The sequence below is a fragment of the Limoniibacter endophyticus genome, from assembly GCF_014652835.1.
Lineage (GTDB): Bacteria > Pseudomonadota > Alphaproteobacteria > Rhizobiales > Rhizobiaceae > Limoniibacter > Limoniibacter endophyticus.
Genome location: NZ_BMZO01000010.1, coordinates 83446 through 101115 on the forward strand (window position 1 = coordinate 83446; position 17670 = coordinate 101115).

Annotated in this window: 19 protein-coding genes; 13 read left to right on the forward strand and 6 right to left on the reverse strand. The window is 55.6% G+C overall.

The window, feature by feature from the left end:
- From IE151_RS14725 to IE151_RS14745, 5 genes are all read right to left on the reverse strand, one after another.
- Positions 1-744, reverse strand: a complete 744-nt coding sequence (locus tag IE151_RS14725; RefSeq protein ID WP_189491785.1) for a glutathione S-transferase — start codon at positions 742-744, stop codon at positions 1-3.
- A gap of 25 nt (positions 745-769) precedes the next feature.
- Positions 770-2608, reverse strand: a complete 1839-nt coding sequence (locus IE151_RS14730; protein WP_244636797.1) for a glycoside hydrolase family 15 protein — start codon at positions 2606-2608, stop codon at positions 770-772.
- Between the two features lie 62 nt (positions 2609-2670).
- The gene (locus IE151_RS14735; protein WP_189491788.1) at positions 2671-4050 is read right to left on the reverse strand and encodes a sensor histidine kinase; all 1380 of its coding nucleotides are present in this window, start codon (positions 4048-4050) and stop codon (positions 2671-2673) included.
- Between the two features lie 3 nt (positions 4051-4053).
- The gene (locus IE151_RS14740) at positions 4054-4713 is read right to left on the reverse strand and encodes a response regulator transcription factor (RefSeq protein ID WP_189491791.1); all 660 of its coding nucleotides are present in this window, start codon (positions 4711-4713) and stop codon (positions 4054-4056) included.
- Positions 4714-4715: 2 nt separating this feature from the next.
- A complete protein-coding gene (locus IE151_RS14745) occupies positions 4716-5018 on the reverse strand; it encodes a PepSY domain-containing protein (RefSeq protein ID WP_210310897.1) in 303 nt (100 codons plus the stop codon).
- A gap of 115 nt (positions 5019-5133) precedes the next feature.
- On the opposite strand from IE151_RS14745, the gene IE151_RS14750 reads away from it, so the two are divergent.
- From IE151_RS14750 to nagA, 13 genes are all read left to right on the forward strand, one after another.
- Positions 5134-5424 (forward strand): PepSY domain-containing protein, encoded by a 291-nt coding sequence (locus tag IE151_RS14750; RefSeq protein WP_189491794.1) that lies wholly within the window; start codon positions 5134-5136, stop codon positions 5422-5424.
- A 59-nt stretch (positions 5425-5483) separates the two neighbouring features.
- On the forward strand, positions 5484-6077 hold the full coding sequence (locus IE151_RS14755) for an exopolysaccharide biosynthesis protein (RefSeq protein WP_189491796.1): 594 nt from the start codon (positions 5484-5486) through the stop codon (positions 6075-6077).
- Positions 6078-6150: 73 nt separating this feature from the next.
- On the forward strand, positions 6151-6579 hold the full coding sequence (locus IE151_RS14760) for a PACE efflux transporter (protein ID WP_189491800.1): 429 nt from the start codon (positions 6151-6153) through the stop codon (positions 6577-6579).
- A gap of 328 nt (positions 6580-6907) precedes the next feature.
- The gene (locus IE151_RS14765; protein WP_244636799.1) at positions 6908-8002 is read left to right on the forward strand and encodes an extracellular solute-binding protein; all 1095 of its coding nucleotides are present in this window, start codon (positions 6908-6910) and stop codon (positions 8000-8002) included.
- A gap of 104 nt (positions 8003-8106) precedes the next feature.
- On the forward strand, positions 8107-9243 hold the full coding sequence (locus tag IE151_RS14770) for an ABC transporter ATP-binding protein (protein ID WP_189491803.1): 1137 nt from the start codon (positions 8107-8109) through the stop codon (positions 9241-9243).
- A gap of 5 nt (positions 9244-9248) precedes the next feature.
- Positions 9249-10142: an ABC transporter permease gene (locus IE151_RS14775; protein ID WP_189491806.1), complete on the forward strand. Its 894-nt coding sequence runs from the start codon at positions 9249-9251 to the stop codon at positions 10140-10142.
- Between the two features lie 92 nt (positions 10143-10234).
- Positions 10235-11032: an ABC transporter permease gene (locus IE151_RS14780; protein WP_189491809.1), complete on the forward strand. Its 798-nt coding sequence runs from the start codon at positions 10235-10237 to the stop codon at positions 11030-11032.
- Positions 11033-11059: 27 nt separating this feature from the next.
- Positions 11060-11800 carry an HpcH/HpaI aldolase family protein gene (locus IE151_RS14785; protein WP_244636801.1) on the forward strand — a complete coding sequence of 247 codons (741 nt, stop codon included), beginning with the start codon at positions 11060-11062 and terminating at the stop codon, positions 11798-11800.
- Positions 11801-11825: 25 nt separating this feature from the next.
- Positions 11826-12650: a carbon-nitrogen hydrolase family protein gene (locus IE151_RS14790; RefSeq protein WP_189491812.1), complete on the forward strand. Its 825-nt coding sequence runs from the start codon at positions 11826-11828 to the stop codon at positions 12648-12650.
- Positions 12651-12662: 12 nt separating this feature from the next.
- Positions 12663-13331: an RraA family protein gene (locus IE151_RS14795; protein ID WP_189491814.1), complete on the forward strand. Its 669-nt coding sequence runs from the start codon at positions 12663-12665 to the stop codon at positions 13329-13331.
- A gap of 181 nt (positions 13332-13512) precedes the next feature.
- Positions 13513-14445, forward strand: coding sequence for a LysR family transcriptional regulator (locus IE151_RS14800; protein ID WP_189491817.1), 933 nt, complete (start codon positions 13513-13515; stop codon positions 14443-14445).
- Positions 14446-14677: 232 nt separating this feature from the next.
- The gene (locus IE151_RS14805; protein WP_189491819.1) at positions 14678-15718 is read left to right on the forward strand and encodes an SIS domain-containing protein; all 1041 of its coding nucleotides are present in this window, start codon (positions 14678-14680) and stop codon (positions 15716-15718) included.
- A complete protein-coding gene (gene nagA / locus IE151_RS14810; RefSeq protein ID WP_189491822.1) occupies positions 15715-16860 on the forward strand; it encodes an N-acetylglucosamine-6-phosphate deacetylase in 1146 nt (381 codons plus the stop codon). Before IE151_RS14805 ends, nagA begins: the two co-directional genes overlap by 4 nt.
- Here nagA and IE151_RS14815 read toward each other — a convergent pair.
- Entirely contained in the window at positions 16818-17669 is an 852-nt protein-coding gene (locus IE151_RS14815) for an NUDIX hydrolase (RefSeq protein ID WP_189491824.1), read from the reverse strand. The genes nagA and IE151_RS14815 overlap by 43 nt on opposite strands.
- Position 17670 lies beyond the last annotated feature (1 nt).

Here is a 17670-nt window from a genome sequence, read left to right on the forward strand (position 1 = left end):
TCACGCGGAAATATCGAGTTCTGGATAGTGCCGAAAGATGCCCGATCCCGTAAAACCGAGGCGCCGTTTGGAGCCAAGATAGGCTTTGATATTCGGACGCTGGGAAATCGTGTGGTGCAGGGCGAGCAGCAATGGAACGTCGTCCTCGACACGACGCATGGCGTTGGGCAGCGCATAACGCAGCCCCTCGATCAACTGGAACATCGAAAGATCGACATAGGTGACGCGCTTGCCGACAAGCTGCATGTTGCCGTCGCGATTTTGCGTCAGAACGCGTTCGAAATACCCAAGAAATTTCGGCAGGCGCTCATCGATGAAATATCTCGCGCGGCGCTTTGCTTCCGTTTTCTGGTCTTCATAATAGAGTGAACCAGAGATCGGATGATGCAGATCGTGAATCTCGGCAATGAAATCGGTCAGCGTCAGCTGCAGGCCATTGACGAAAATGCGCAAATCCTCGTCCTCAGGCGCAAGACGCAGATCGGGGCCAATAAAGTAGAGAATATTGGCGACATGTGAAATCGTGACATCGCCATAAGTGAGAAAAGGTGGTGCGAAGGGAATAAAGGACGTCTTTTTGTTTTGCAGCGCTGCCATGACGGCTTCGGGTCCCATGCCTTCGCCCTCTTCGCGTGCCACGTCGATGTAATCGACACCGGCATCCTCGAAAGCGAGACGAACGAACTCGCCGCGGCCCTGAATGCCATCCCAGTAGTAAAGCTTGTACTTGGCATCCTCTGCCATGGATTTTTCTCCGGAATTATACTGGTTAGAGCACTTCGTCCCATTTGCGCGAAAGGTGCATGATGGAATTGATCAGCCCGACCATTGAGTAGGTTTGCGGGAAGTTGCCCCACAGCTCGCCTGTTTCGATATGAAGCCCTTCGGACAGCAGTCCAAGATGATTACGATGGCTGAGCACATCCTCGAAGACGGCGCGAGCGTCGTCCAACCGTCCGACACGCGCCAGCGCATCGATCAGCCAGAAGGTGCAAGCGGTGAAAGCGGTTTCAGGTTCGCCAAAGTCGTCTGGTGCACGATAGCGATAGACATGGTTGCCATAACGCAGATGCTTTTCAATGGCACCTAGCGTGGAGAGATAGCGGGGATCATGTGCGTCGATGAAGCCGATCTCCGGCATGAGGAGCAGGCTGGCGTCTAGGTTCTCTCCTCCGAAGGAAGACACATAAGCCCCGAGTTGCTCGTTCCAGCCACGCGCTAGCGTGCCGTTGCGAATGATTTCCGCCCGTTCGCGCCAATAGGCAGCGCGCTCTGTGAGCTCCAGCTTCTTTGCGATGCGGGCGAGCCGGTCGCATGCAGCCCAGCACATGATGCTTGAATGCGTGTGCACTTCCTCGCGTGTCCGGAATTCCCACAAGCCTGCATCGGGCTTGTCCCAACGCGCGAAGGCTTGCTCGCCCAGCGGCTCCAGACGTTCAAATAGCGGCACATCGCCCTGTTGGGGCAGACGCTCATCGAAGAAAATTTGTGTGATGGCAAGAATGACGGACCCGTAGCCATCATTTTGAACCTGCGTGTAGGCGGCATTGCCGCGCCGCACAGGACCAAGTCCGCGATAGCCGGGAAGGTGCGGGACGATTTCCTCATCCGGCTCCTGTTCCATGCCGATGCCGAAAAGCGGTTGGAGATAACCGTCCTTCGACGCCGCAGCAATGTTCACCACATAGCGTAGATAATCTTCCATCGTCTTGGTTGCGCCAAGCCGGTTGAGCGCGTTCACCGTGAAATAGGAATCGCGTAGCCAGCAAAAGCGATAGTCCCAGGTGCGACCGCTTTGGCCATATTCCGGAATGGAGGTGGTGAGTGCCGCGACTATGGCACCGGTATCCTCGCTAGCGCAGAGTTTCAGCGTTATTGCCGCACGGATCGTCACGTCTTGCCAGTCAACGGGAAGAGACAGATAGCGCGTCCAGTCTATCCAGTAATTATGCGTCCGATCCTGAAACCGGCGTGCCAGATACATGGGCGCTTCTTCGAGACTTTCGTCCGGGCCGAGAACCATGGCATAGGGGCGATTGAAGATGAAGGGCGTCTCGTTCTCGATGAAGACCAGCGGCACGTCTGTCGTCAGGCGAACTGTGCCGTCCGGCAGGTGGAACTTGATATGGCTTGTCCCGCGTGAGCGCTCTGGTTCCGACTTGCCATAATCCTGACGCGGCCGCATTCGGATGCGTGCGCGCGGTGCGCCAATCAGTGGCTCCACGATACGAATGATATTTTGCGGTCGAAAGAGACGTCCATGCTGTTTGAAGCGCGGAACGAAATCAATGATACGCAACGCGTTTCCATCGCCATCGTGGAGAACCGTCTCGAGGATTGCCGTGTTGCGAAGGTAGCGTTGCTCGCTTCGCTCGAAACCGTCGAGTTCGATAGACCAGTCGCCCCCGTCAGCATGATCGAGAAGATTACAGAAGAACGGATCACCATCAAAACGCGGAAGACAGCTCCAGACGATGCTGCCCTTGCGGTCAACAAGTGCTGCGATTGCCGAATTGCCTATGACGCCGAGATCAAGCGACGCGCGATTGGGAGCGCCCGTGTCCGTGCCGGCTTGTTCGGTAATTTGTGGCGTTACGGCAAAGTTCAACGCGCTTCTCCTGTGTTCTTTCTGGGTATGCCCCGCGAAACTATGAAGCAGCAAGGTTGCATTCAAGGCATAAAGGGGCGCTTTCGATGCGACGGTATGCTGAGCGTGACCTGCAAGCCGCCTATCTTCGAAGCGGAAAATTCAACTCTGCCCTCATAAGCATCGAGGATATCCTTGACGATGGCGAGGCCAAGACCTGCACCGCCGCTTTCGTCCTGGCGGCTGCCGCGCTTGGAGAGAGCATCCACCTTTTCTGCTGCGAGTCCGGGCCCGTCATCTGCAATGCGGATGACTGTTTCCGTGGTATTCTGGCTGGCTTCGACAACTATGTTATTTTTTGCCGCCCGTGTGGCATTTTCTAGAACGTTGCCAAGAATTTCCGCCAGATCATCTGCTTGCATGGTGATCGTCAGATGCGCCTCGACACGATTGTCAAAGGCGATCATTTCGCCTCTCGGTGTTCGTGTCAATGTACGGATGACCGCGTTGGCAACTGGTTGGAGCGAAACTGGCTGAACCGCGGTAAGGCCGTGACGTACACGTGCTCGGGCCAGTTCCCGTTCGACAGTGCGCCGCATTTGTTGTGACAAGGCTTCGATATCATCCGCTATAGCGTCCTGCCCTTTTTTGCGAAGGCGGGCCGCGTCGCTTGCAAGCGCTGTCAGCGGTGTACGTAAGCCGTGAGCAAGATCGGCGGCGCGATCGCGTGCACGTGCAACCTGCATTTCCTGCGCAGCAATCAGCGTATCGACTTCCTCCACGAGCGGAGCGATCTCGCGTGGAACCCGCATATCAAGCCGGGTTGCTTGCCCTGACCGGATCGCATGGATGCCTGCACGCACGGGCTCCAATGGGCGCAAGCCGCTTCTGATCTGGATGAAGGCACCGAGCAGGATCAGGCCGGCGAGAGCAGCCAGACCGGGGATCAGATCGTAAGTGAAGCCTTCTCGCAGGGAAACGAGTTCGGCTCGATCGACGGCCACGAGGATCTGGATACGGCGGTCCGCGTCATCTCGCGAGATGATGATCGAACGTTCATGCAGCAGGATGCTTTCATCTGCCGGTCCATCGGCCATCGTCAGTGATGTCTGCCCTCCAATAAGCGGCTCAGCATGACCGACTAGGCTGGAATCCCATAGGGAGCGGGATCGGAGTGTCTTTTGCGACGCGAGGTCTGTAATTTGCCAGTACAGGCCGGAGAGTGGACGCTGGAAGCGTGGATCGGATGGTTCTCCACGCAGATAGGATGTGCCATCGGGATTAATTTCTACGGCGGCAGCGAGTTGAAGGCTGTAGCTGTCGAGCTCGTGGTTTAAGCGTCGTTCCACGTGACGTTCGAAAAGCGCAACCAGCGCAAGGCCTGAAAGGCCTATAGCGATGACGGTGCCTATAAGAGCCATCAGCATGAGGCGCAGGCGGATAGACGTGACGGGAAGCTTCATCGCTTACGTGCAATCGACGATGTAACCGAAGCCGCGGCGCGTTTCGATGATATCACCGCCGATCTTGCGGCGAACCCGACCAACCAGAACTTCGACGGCATTGGACTCGCGCTCATAATGCTCTGCCTGCAAATGCTCTGCCAGTTCCTGCTGTGGCACTACGCGCCCCTGGTGATGCAGGAGATAGGCAACCAGACGATACTCCTGTGGCGTCAGCGAAATCGCTTTGCCGGCCCGCGTTACGCGCATCTGGCGCGGGTCCATGAGAAGATCTGCTGCTTTCAAGATCGTTGTCGCATGTCCGGCGTGGCGACGCAGGACAGCACGTAAGCGTGCGAGCAACTCTTCCATCGCGAAGGGCTTGGGGAGGTAGTCATCTGCCCCTGCATCAATCCCCTCAACGCGTTCGCTCCAGCTTCCGCGCGCGGTGAGGATAAGCACAGGTGTCGCGCGTCCAGCTTCCCGCCACCGCTTCAAGATGGACATTCCGTCCATGGTTGGAAGGCCGAGATCAAGGACGATGGCTGCATAATCTTCCGTGTCACCTGCGAACCAGGCCTCTTCGCCGTCGTGCTGATGGTCGACGATATAGCCGCCGATCTCTAGTGCCTCGCGAACATCCCGAGCGATTCGTGGATCGTCTTCAGCCAACAGGATACGCATTGTCAGTCGTCATCCTCCATATCGACGTCGAGTACACGACCGGTCCGCGCATCGACTTCCAATTCAACGATACGGCCATTCGGATCAAGTATGCGTATTTGATATTCCGGATCGTCATCATCGTCGAGATCAACCTCTATGACCTTTCCCGGGTAGCGCGGGGAGATGGTCCGGAGAATCTGCGCTAGAGGCAAGATTGAGCCGGACAATGCGCGCGCACGCTCCGCATCGTCATCCGCCATCGTGGAAGATGACGTTTGAAGAAGGAGAGCAGTCACCAGAAAGACGATAGGACCTGCACGCATATTATCTCTTTGCCACCAGAAGAATGACAATTGGCTGACAAGTCGTCTCAGCCAGTCGTCATACTGAACATGGGAGAAGGAAAGCATCGAAAACGAAATCCGAAAGGAACTTCCCATGTCAATGACGAGAACGCTAGTCCTTGCCGCCGCTTTCACCACGTTTGCTGCCGCTGCCGTTCCAGCCTACGCTGGTGATGATGATCGCTGTGGTCGGGTGCCGCGAGGCGAGTGGATGAGCGTGGAGGAAATTGCTCGCAAGGCAGCAGCAGACGGTTATCGGGTAACGGGAGTGGATGCAGATGACGGTTGCTGGCAGGTCGAGGGAATTGATCAAGACGGTCATCGTGTCGAGGTTGATTTTCATCCCGTTTCCGGTGCTGTCGTTTACATCGAGTACGACGATTGATCTCTAGATGGGAACCGAAGTTGCACCGTATCGTTTGACGCGGTGCAACCGGATAAGAAATGCCAGAAGATCCCCGCAGCGTCAGCGAGATAATTGAGCGGCTTGATGCAGCGGCCGGGGACGACCGCGTGTCGGTGGGGCTGATGCTCGACTGTCTGGGAGAACGCAGTTTCGGACCATTCTTGCTCGTTCCGGCGTTGATTGAGATTTCGCCTATCGGCGGTATCCCCGGATTGCCCACGACGCTCGCATTTATCATCCTGGCATTTTCAGCGCAGATGCTTCTACGTGCGGAGCATTTCTGGTTGCCGCAATTTCTTATGCGTCGAAAAATGTCCGGCGGGAAACTGCGAAGCGGTCTCTCCAAGCTCAGGCCGGTTGCACGCTTACTCGATAGATGGTTTCACGGGAGGCTCCGCATAATGGTACGCGGGCCGTTCATTGCGGCCGCTGCGCTGTGCTGTATGGTGCTTTGTCTGACCGTCCCGCCGCTCGAGTTTTTTCCTTTTGCCTCAACAATACCCATGTTGGTGATCGCCATGTTTGGCCTCGCCATCATGGTCAGGGACGGTCTGCTGATGCTTGTGGCTTTCTGCTCCTTTGCCGGGTCGGCAATTTTTGTCACGAACCTGTTTACAGGCTTTGCCGCGTAGCTGCCATGCGAGCGGGCGTCTTTCCGCCATCAGAAAAATCGCCTATCTACGCCTTTGGTATCAGGAGTAGAAAATGTCGCCAGTCATCCGCCGGATTGTATATGTCTCATTTTATGAAGGCATCGCCATCCTCTGTACGACGCTTGGTTTGGCACTGGTGGGCAAAGCCGTCGGAACAGCGGGGATCGTTGCCATCATGTCGTCGGCAATTGCACTCGCATGGAATTTTGTTTTCACGACCATGTTCGAGTGGTGGGAATCCCGGCAGGTGAAGAAAGGACGTTCTCTCGCCCGCCGTATTGCGCATGCGATCGGTTTTGAGGGCGGCCTCGTGGTTTTCCTGGTACCGCTCTTCGCGTGGATATTCAATATCGGTCTTTTGGAAGCGCTGGTCCTTGATGTAGGGCTGCTGATTTTCTTCCTCGTTTATACCTTTGTCTTCAATTTTGCGTTCGACAAGGTTTTCGGATTGCCTGCTTCGGCGCGTCCTGCCGAAGGTTAATAATATACGTCCTCTTCAGGAAAGCTTGCCGCCGGACCATCCCGATCCTTCCATGCGCATCGGTTGACTGTTCTGGACAAGGATTTCCTGCCGAAGAGCGTCACGCCCCCATGATGCAGAAGCCCAACTAGCTTAAGCCATGATCATTCGTAATGTGCCGATGAAAAGCTCTACCCGCAAAAGCATATAAGCCGCCCGGGAGTTGTGATCCGAGAGGATCGGAAAGAAAAATCGAACGGCCAGAAAGAAATATCCGTTGGACCAGAATTAGGGTCGCTCCTAGCTTGCTCTCATAAGAAAATTCAATCAGAGCAATAGGGGAATTGGGATGAATTTGTCGAAATTCGCATGTTTGATGGGATTGGCGGCCGGATCAGTTTCGCTTGGTAGCATCGCGGCAGCGCAAGCTGCCGATATCACGGTAATGGGCTATCGCGGCGTTTTCCAGGACCACTACCAGAAGCAGGTAATCGATCCTTTCAACGAAGCGCATCCGGATATCAAGGTTACCTTCTTCGGCGTGCAGAACGCTGCGACATCTCTCGGTAATATGCGCGCGCAAAAATCCGCGCCGCAGGCCAATGCCGTGATCTACGATCTTTCAGTTGCCCGGATCGCGTCGGAGGAAGAACTGGTTGCCGATGTCGATACATCCAAGCTCAGCAACTATGCTGACCTCGCCGATATCGGCAAGGAACTGGGTGGCAAGGCGATCCCGATTACCTATGACACTTTGGCACTGGTCTATAGTACCGGCATCTACAAGGATAAAGTACCAACGAGCTGGGAAGCTCTCTGGGATCCTGCACAGAAGGGCAAGGTGATTATCCCAGCACAGGGCGGTGGTGATATCCAGGCAATCCTTTTCACGATTATCGCCAACAAAATGGCTGGTTCTGCCGACTATAAAGAGGGTGAAGCCGACGCGCTCGAAGCGACCATCAATCCGGGCGTGGAGAAGCTTGTCGAACTTGCGCCCAATATTCAGACGTGGGAGCCGAAGCCTGACCAATACACGCTGATCGCCAACGGCACAGCGTCGATCGGGGTGGGCTGGAACGCACGTTCGCAAACCTATTTTGATCAGACGGAAGGCAAGGTAAGCGCCTCTGCGCCGGAAGAAGGCACGGCGACGCAGGTTAACGTAATCAGCGCGATCGCCAATGCACCGGAACAGGAAGCGACGGAAGCCTTTATCAATTACGCCATCTCCCCAGAGGTGCAGGCGCGTTTCGCCAAGGCGATGTATTATGCGCCGACCAATTCGAAGGCGGAGGTCGACGAAGAAACCAAGAAGCGCATTCCGCTGATGAACGCCGATCAGCAGGAAAAGCTCATCCCCGTCGACTGGATGACCATCGGAGAACTGCGTGACTCCATCCTGGAGCCCTGGCGTCGCCAGATCATCCCGGCGAGCCGCTAGAAAGCATTCCATAGGGGTGGCCGCTGAAACGCGCCTGCCCCGCATCCCTCCGGGACGGGACCGGTGGCAAACGAAACAATCCAACGAACAACGTGGGTAAGCTGATGCAAACGCTGGCCTCGCGCGACGATGCGCGTCCGAACGCCCTTCCTCCTGCCGCTTTTGAAGCCGATGATGTGTTTTTGAGGCTGCGTGGTCTCACGAAGCGCTACGATAATGGCTTCGTTGCGGTAGACAATCTCAATCTTGATCTGCCGAAGGGAAAGTTGCTTGGGCTGCTAGGGCCATCTGGTTGCGGTAAGACAACGACACTGCGGATGATCGCCGGGCTTAATTCGGTAACCGACGGCAATATACTGATCGGTGACGACGACGTTGCCCGCACCGCACCGCACAAGCGCGACATCGGGCTGGTCTTCCAGAGCTACGCGCTATTCCCCCACATGACTGTTGCCGAGAATATTGCATTTGGGCTGGACATGCGCGGCATTTCCAAACATGAGGCGCGAGGGCGTGTCGAAGAGGCGTTGGAAATGGTGCGTCTGCCCGGCTATGGCAATCGCAAGCCAAAGGAAATGTCGGGCGGCCAGCAGCAGCGCGTGGCGCTGGCCCGCGCTCTGGTCATCCGTCCACGCATTCTCTTGCTGGATGAGCCGTTGTCCAACCTCGACGCGAAACTGCGCGACGAGATGCGCATCGAAATCCGTGAGATCCAGAAGCGTCTTTCGATCACGACGGTTTTTGTGACGCATGATCAGGTCGAAGCTCTGACGATGTGTGACGTCGTGGGCGTGATGAATGGCGGTAAGCTGGCTCAGTTGGGCACGCCGGAAGAAATATACGAAAAACCGGAAAATTTGTTCGTCGCCCAATTTGTCGGGCGCGCAAATGTCATTGACTGCGAGATCGTCGGCAAGGATCAGGCGAAGATCGGACCAACCGTTTATCGCTGCGATACGAAGGGTCTTTCTTCCGGGGCCGCCAAAGCTGCGATCCGTCCGCATCGCATCAGCCTGACGCCCGATCGCGATCGGGCGCTGGTGAGCAACGCCACCAACAGCGCCCGCGGTCGTATCAACCGCGTTACCTATATTGGCGACATCGTGCAATACGATATAGCGATCGACGGGGCTACGTTGAAGATCGAAGTGCCGACGGCAAGTGCGGGGCATGGTTTTGGCGACGGCGACACGCTTCTGTGCGAATGGAAGCCACAAGACATGCTGGTCTTTGGGAGGTAATGGTCATGAGCGCTGTTACCCATACTGCCCCGCCACTTACTCAAAATGCTCAGAAAAACCGGAAATTTCCGGTCGTCGTTCTGGCCTTGCTTGTGCCGATGGCGGTCATCAACTTCATCGCCTTCGTCCTGCCGGTTTTAAGCCTCGGACAGATTTCCTTCATGGAAAGCCGCTCCGGTGGTGTGCTGACGCAGAATTACACATTCGAGAACTATCTTGATTTCTTCACCGACAGCTTCAACTTCGGGTTGGTCATAAACTCGCTCTGGATCAGCTTCGCCATTACGCTTGCCACGTTGATCTGCGCCTATCCGATTGCCTTGTTTTTGCACCGTGTATCGCCCGTGTGGCGCAACGTGCTTTTCGTTATTACAGTCTCGCCTCTGCTGGTGAGCAGCGTGGTCCGCACGTACGGCTGGATGGTGTTGCTCGGCGACCAAGGCATAATAAACGGATCGTTAATATCGCTTGGTCTGATTTCCGAACCCTTCCGCTTGATCAACAATACGCTTGGCGTCTTCATCGGCCTGGTGGAAATCCTCATTCCTTATATGGCCTTGTCGCTGATCGCTGGCTTCGGCAAGCTTGACCAGGCTTACGAGGAAGCGGCTGCGTCGCTCGGTGCAAATGCCTTTACGCGCTTTCGCCGCATCATTTTCCCATTGACGCTGCCCGGCGTAGCTCTTGGTTGTCTGCTCTGTTTCGTGCTGGCGATCAGCTCCTTTATTACGCCTAAGCTGCTTGGCGGCGGTCGTGTCTTTCTGCTGGCGACCGAGATCTTCGATCAGGCAGTAATCCAGCTCGAATGGCCGCGTGCGGCAGCGACGTCTGTCATCGTTCTCATCATTTTCGGCATCGCGCTCGCAATCTACTCGCGCGTCGTTCGCCGGTTCGATTAACGCACTGTGGGTCCATTTGCACCGCGGAACTCGCGCTAAGACTTAATTTGCTGCATCGAACCGTCCGGTCGATGCAGAGGGGAGATCAGGTCATGATTGGCAAAATTTCACTACCCTTTCGCATCCTCGTCGTCTTTCTCTACCTGTTCCTACTGGCGCCGATCTTGGTTGTGTTGCCTTTGTCTTTTTCTAATGACAACTACCTGACTTTCCCGCCGCAGACCTGGGGTGTGCGCTGGTACCTCGCTATGTTTCAGCATAGCGGGTTGATCAACGCCTTTTGGTTGAGTCTCGGCATTGCCGCCGTGGTGACGGTTTTGTCGCTGATCGCTGGTATCCCGGCCGCTTACGCAATCAATCGCTACAACTTCCGCGGCAAGGAGGTGGTGCTGAGTATCTTTACCGCGCCATTGCTGCTCCCGTCGATCGTGCTTGGCCTCGCCATTCTGTTGGTTTTCGTACAGGCACGACTGCTCGGCACCGTGACAGGACTGATCATTGCGCATCTTATTGTCACGACGCCCTATGTCATTCGCATCGTACTGACGTCACTGACCACGCTTCCGCCATCGGTGGAAGAGGCTGCGACGATGCTGGGTGCCTCTCCCTTCACAGTGTTCCGTCGTGTCACATTGCCGCTGATGGCGCCGGGGCTCATCGCGAGCGCAGCACTCTCCTTCCTGCTCTCTTTCGATGAGGTTGTTATTTCTCTCTTCATAACCGGTCCACGACTGACAACTTTGCCCGTCGAGATATTTAACTATGTCGAAAGCCAGACAGACCCGATGACGGCCGCGATCTCGGTCGTTCTGGTCGCGGCAACGCTTGCCATCATCATCGTGATCGAACGTACGCTCGGTCTCTCTCGCACCATTGGCAAGCCCGACTGATTTCTCAATCGCAGCCTAAGAAAGTATATGAATATGGATAATATCGCGCTCTGGATGTCGCAGCCACATCTAGGCTATCTCGAGATCGCTCGTACCTGCGGCGTCAAATCCCTGGTGCTTGAACTTGAGCACGGCACATTCGATCTTGCAACGCTCGATCAGTTTCTCGCCTATACCAAGGCGATCGCCATGCCCACGATTACCAAGATCATTGCGCCAAATGCCGAATCCATACAACAGGCGCTGGATTTCGGGTCGGATGGGGTCGTAATCCCGCATATTCTGGGTGTAGACCATGCCCGCGAAGTGACCAAAGCTGCGAAATATCCGCTGACGGGAACGCGCTCCTATGCCGGAGGTCGCATCTTCGGCTATACGCGCCCTGCGACCGATGCCTTCGAAAAAGAAAACAAGCGCACCAAATGCTACGCGATGATCGAGACAGCCGAAAGCCTTGCCGATGTCGAGCAGATCATAGCGCTGGAGACGGTCGACGGCCTCTTTCCCGGTCCCTCCGACCTCGCGCTTTCCTGCGGACGGGGCGCTTACGCCTTCAACGACGCCGACAAATCCGATCTCAAGCGCATAGCTGCCGCCGCCCGTAATGCGGGCAAAAGCTGGATCATGCCTGCGTGGACGCCGGCCGAGCGTCAATTTGCCCTCGATGAGGGCGCGGAGCTTCTCGTGGTAGCGACCCAGACGATGACTCTGCGTGCCGGCATCATGAACACAATCAGTGCCCTCAAGGACGAGAAGATCGTCGCGTAATCTTGAAACAGATGGGAGAAAGAGAATGAAAGTCAGTCTGATTCAGACGAATCCGCAAAAAGACCGCGATGAAAACCTTCGGGTAACACGCGAGCTGATGCTCGATGCATTGAAGACCGATCAGCCGGATCTGATCGTTCTGCCGGAATACTTCGAATATTACGGTGGCACCATCGAGGAGAAGCTCGCGACTGCTGAGAAAGCACCGGGTGGCGCGGCATATACGATGGCGAGCGACTTTGCCAAGGAACATGGCGTCTATGTCCACGCAGGGACGATCATGGAAAAGGTCGAAGGCGAGGATCGCATTTACAATACGAGCTTTGTCTTTGATCGTCAGGGCAAACAGGTGGCCGCCTACCGCAAGATCCACATGTTTGACATCGTCGCGCCGGATGGTACGGCCTATAAGGAATCGGCGTCGGTCAAGCCAGGCGAAGACATCGTGACTTACGAGATCGACGGCCTCAAGGTCGGTTGTGCGATTTGCTATGATATTCGTTTCTTCGAACTCTTCCTGCAGCTAGAGAAGGCTGGCTGCGATGTCATCGTGCTGCCTGCCGCCTTCACGCTACAGACCGGGAAGGATCACTGGGAGGTTCTGGCCCGCGCCCGCGCCATCGAAACCCAGACCTATTTCGTTGCCTGTGGCATGACGGGCGCGACTGCTTTCGGCAATGAGAAACGCCATTGCTGGGGGCATTCGCTTGTATGCGATCCGTGGGGACATGAAATCGCAAAGGCGTCCGACGGTGTCGGCTTTGTCACGGCCCGTATTGATCCCGCACAGATCAAACGTGCTCGCACGTTGATCCCCATGACGCAACATCGCCGTCTGGCTTGCGCTTAAGGGAGGCAAACAATGTATGTCATCAAGGATATGCCTGAACAGGTGCCGCAGGAGGATCTTGATCTTCTGTCCGGCGTCGAGACTGCAACTGTCGGACACTGGCGCCTGTTCGGTTTCATGGATCGCGCCATCCAGCCGCTTCTGCCAAAGCGCCGTGTCGTCGGCACGGCGGTAACGCTGGCTATCGCCGGGCCTGACTCGACGCTGCTCCATCACGCGACGGGCCAATTGCGCCCGGGCGATATTCTCGTTGTTGATCGGCTTGGAGACGATAAGTATGCCTGTTGGGGCGGCGGTGTCACTGTTGCAGCGAAGGCAGCAGGTGCGGTCGCTGGCATTGTCGATGGTCCCTGCACGGATCTGACGGAGATTGAGGATTCGGATTTCCCGATGTGGTCACGTGGTTTATCACCCATCACTACACGTCTTTATGATCTGGGTGGCGGTTTCAATATACCCGTTTCTTGCGGCGGCGCGGTAGTCATGCCAGGCGATGCCATATTGGCCGATGAAAGCGGGGTCCTTGTAATCCCTCGTGATGAGGTGCGCGCCGTCGCCGAAAAGGCGCTTGGCATGCAAGAAACCGGCAAGAAGCGCGAAGCCAGCGTGAGAGACAAGGTGCAGAAGCTCGGCGAAATGTCGGGTGCCAGCGCGAAGGTGCTGGCGAAGCTGGCCCAGTGATGAAAACTGGTCGCCAGGTTATTCACTGGCGGCCAACGCATTGATTAAGCATAATTTTAGCAAGTTAGACGTTGCGACATTAATCGTGTGAGCTAATCTTGTCGAAAGGCGCATCCAAAAAATAATGACGGCATGGTCCACTGCCGCTTTCGGAGTAGGGCATGGGGAGCATTCGAAGTCGGTGAACATTCGCTTTCTCGAGACCGTGATCTGGCTTGCCGAGCTTCGCAATTTTCGTGTTACGGCCGAGCGCATGAACATGACGCCGGCCGCTATATCAAATCGCGTCTCAGCCATGGAACAGGAGCTTGGTTTCAAGATTTTCGACCGCGATGCACGAGATGTGCGACTGACGGAGGAGGGCGCGCGCTTCGTGTCCGGCGCGCGTGATATTGTGGGGCGCTACAACGCTTTGCTTCAGGACCTTGGACCGAAAGGCGAAATCGAAGGAACTATCCGCATTGGCGTCCTGCCGAGTATGGCGTTGACCATCCTCCCGGGTATCATGGAGACGTTACGCAGGCGCTTTCCTCGAATTCGGGTTTCCGTCTCGACAGATTCATCGGCAACGATCCTGCAACGTCTCGAGAATCGTGAGCTGGATGTTATTCTGGGCTTTCCCGGCACCCATATGGAGAAGCTCACAGTATCGGGACTATGTGATCTCAGCATGTATTGGGTTTCGAGTCCGAAACTTGATCAGGAGAAGCCGAACGCGCTGATCGGACGCGCTGACTTGTTGCGTTATCCGATTATTTCCTACGAACTCGGAACGTATAATCACGGGAAACTGCTGGAATATCTCCAGGACTATGACGCTGCGAGTGCCGTCATGCACTATTCGAACTCTCTGACGACCACGATCAGCATGATCTCCAATGGCCTTGGAATTGCCGTCCTGCCGCCGATTGTTATCCAGAACGAATTACGGACAGGCGAATTACGTGTTTTAAATGTCCAACCGACGTTTCCGGTAACACGCTATTATGTCGTCTATCTTGAAGCGGCCTCATCGCGTCTTTGCTCGCTCATTTCCTCGATCGCTCGGGATGTGACGACCGAACTTTGTGGTTTTTACGACCGTTCGCTGATGCAGCAGGTAGATCATTTCTAGGAAATGAGGCATCTCCACCATCGTGCCGGAGTTGAGTGATGCCTGTTCAAGCCGCATCCAATTGAACCGTGGTCTTGTAGTCAAATCGGACGATCCTCTATGGATTTCGCCTCTCCGAGATGAATAATAAGCGGTAATCGATTACCAAAACGCAGCAAAGGCTTGCCCGTGCAAAAACTCTTGATCGTCTTCAATGGTGCCATGCCTTCAGACCTAATTTCCGGTTAGACAGATGTCGACACTGATGCATCGCGAGACAATGGAAATTCCTGGCCTGGCGAGGGCGCTTCTTGAGCGGCAAGTCGGAACATTTGCGAAAACAGCGTCGAGATTACGCGCGTTCGACCCGCATCTTCTGCTTACGGTGGCGCGCGGGTCCTCGGACAACGCAGCCAGCTATTTCAAGTATCTGTTTGAGATAGAGGCCGGAATCCCTGTCGCGTCCCTCGGCCCCTCGGTTACTTCCGTGTATGGCAGGCAGCTCAAGCTGACACGTACGGTCTGCCTGAGCATATCGCAGTCGGGCAAAAGCCCTGATCTCATCGCAACACAAGCAATGGCCAAGACCGGCGGAGCGTTGACGATCGCCTTGCTCAATGATCTGGATACGCCGCTTGGCATGGAGGCTGACCATGTTCTTTCCGTCGGGGCGGGACCGGAAAAAGCGGTAGCTGCGACAAAGTCTTATGTCATGTCGCTGATCGCGCTCGCTAAGCTCATAGCCGATTTTTGTCAGGAAGAGACGTTGCTTGCGGCACTTGGGTCGCTGCCTGCGACACTTGACGAGGCACTGCGATGCAACTGGCGGGCTTTCCGCGAAACTCTATCCCCCGGCACATCGCTTTATGTGATCGGACGAGGTCCTGGTCTCTCTGTTGCCCAGGAGGCGGCGCTCAAGTTCAAGGAAACTTGCCAAATTCATGCGGAAAGCTATTCATCAGCAGAAGTTTTGCACGGTCCTATCCAACTCGCCGGCGGCGGGTTCATCGCGCTTGTTTTTCTCGCCAGGGATGCCAGTCGCGCCAGCACGATTGCGGCGATCGAGCGACTGGCGCAGGTAGGCACGCGTGTTTTCGTCGTCGACCCGGCCAGCGAAATCTCCCTTAAGCATAAGAGAGTGCAGTATCTGCCATGCGCGCCGGCTAAACATCCGGCGCTGGATGTGATTTCCCAGATCAGCTCGTTTTACATTATGGTGGAACAATTGGCCGCAAGTTTCGGCCTCGACCCTGATCGGCCCGCTCTTCTAAACAAAGTGACCAGAACATTATGATTGATCGCCGCGCCTTTTCTGCACGTCGTATTTTCGATGGCCGCCGATTTCACGAAAACAAGACGCTGCTGATTGACCGAGCCGTTGTCGACTTGATCGATAGGGGCGCATTGCCAGCGGGCATTCCGCTAATTGACACCGGTGCGGATATTCTTTCGCCAGGATTTATCGACTGGCAGGTAAATGGCGGCGGCGGTGTTCTTCTAAATGAGGATCCCACGGTAGATGGCATTTCGCGTATTGCGAGAGCACATCTGTCCTATGGAACGACCGCTCTTCTTCCGACCGTTATTACGGACCACCCCAAGATTACGCGGGCTGCGGCACAGGCGGTCCGGGACGCAGTTTCTCAAGGGGTGGACGGCGTTGTCGGTATTCATTTTGAGGGCCCGCACATCGCGGTCGAAAAAAAAGGCGTTCATGAACCGTCCTTTATCCGGCCAATGCTTAAGGATGATCTCGAACTTTACAGCGCCGGGGGAATGGGCTGTGTTCTGATAACCCTCGGCCCTGAAAACACGAGCCTCGATCAAATCCACCAACTTGTCGCAAAAGGGGTTATCGTCAGTCTCGGTCACACAACGGCCGACTACGAGGCCGCGAAAATGGCATTTGCCGCCGGCGCGCGCGCCGTGACTCACCTCTTCAACGCGATGGCGCCAATGCTGCATCGGGCGCCGGGGCTCATTGGAGCGGCGATGGAAAACCCGGAGATTTTCTGTGGCATAATTCCAGACGGGCATCATGTTCACCCGGCGGCGTTGCGGATGATCTTTGCCAACGGACCAATTTCCCGGCTTACTCTGGTTACTGATGCAATGTCATTGGTCGGTGATAATGCCGACAGTTTCGAACTCAACGGGCGTAGGGTCTGTCGGGAGGACGGACGCTTGACGCTTCTTGATGGAACCCTTGCCGGATCCGACCTCGACATGATTTCGGGCATTCGTTACGTGGTGGAAAAGTGCGGGGTAGCAGTCGAGGACGCCTTGCAGATGGCAACGTTTGCTCCGGCGACAATGCTCGGCCTCTCCACGCATGGCAAGTTCGCTAGGGGGGCTCGCGCCGACATTCTTGCGCTCAGCGAAAATCTTGAAATTCAGGATATCTGGCTAGCTGGCAAGGAAGTCAAATTATCCTGAGAAAGCTGTTCCTGCCGGCGGGCATTCCCGTTCAAATGATGATCGAGAACCATCCTTGAGCTGAACTTTATAGGCAACGCGGGATCACTTTCCATCCGCAGTCTTGTTGCTTCGATACGCAGGAAATCCTGAACTTCGCCATCGTGGCACTCGGGCTTGAAATCCGCGGGGAGGGAGAGGTCATAAGACACAAGCAACTCCCGGTGCATGCCCTGCTTACTAAAGTAGACCACCGGAATTCGGCCGCGAGGGGCAAGGCGTCTCATATGCTCTTCGGCTATGCCTGCTTCCTCCCAACCTTCTTTGATTGCGGTTTGCAACATGCTTACGCCGCTCGCTTTCCCGCCTGCAACCAAGGTGTCCCAGTGCCCTGGCGCGGCATTTGCTGCATCAGAACGTTGTGAAAGCCAAATATATGCCCTGCCAGAGCTTAGGTCTTTCACAAAACCGTTCACGTGCACTTTTGTGGCCCAAAGCCCAAGAATTCTTAGTGCGCTGCGATCAACCTTGGCGATGGGTGAGCTGGTGGAGCTGTAGCAGACGTCCATCGCTTCGCAACGATGCGGGACGATCAATCCTTCCCTGCACAGGGCATCACGAACATCCTCCAATCTGCAAGACAGATTTTGGGCTGTTTCGTGTTTGCCGGATAATTCGAGACGCGTGCCATTTTCGACGAGAAGGCCCTGGCGCACCAGAAAGGCAGAAATGGAAAACGGCACATACCCTAGACATTGCGTCCCCGAATAGACGTACCATTCGCGAAAAGCTTCGTTGATAAAGGATGGGGTTGAGTACGGATTGGGCATG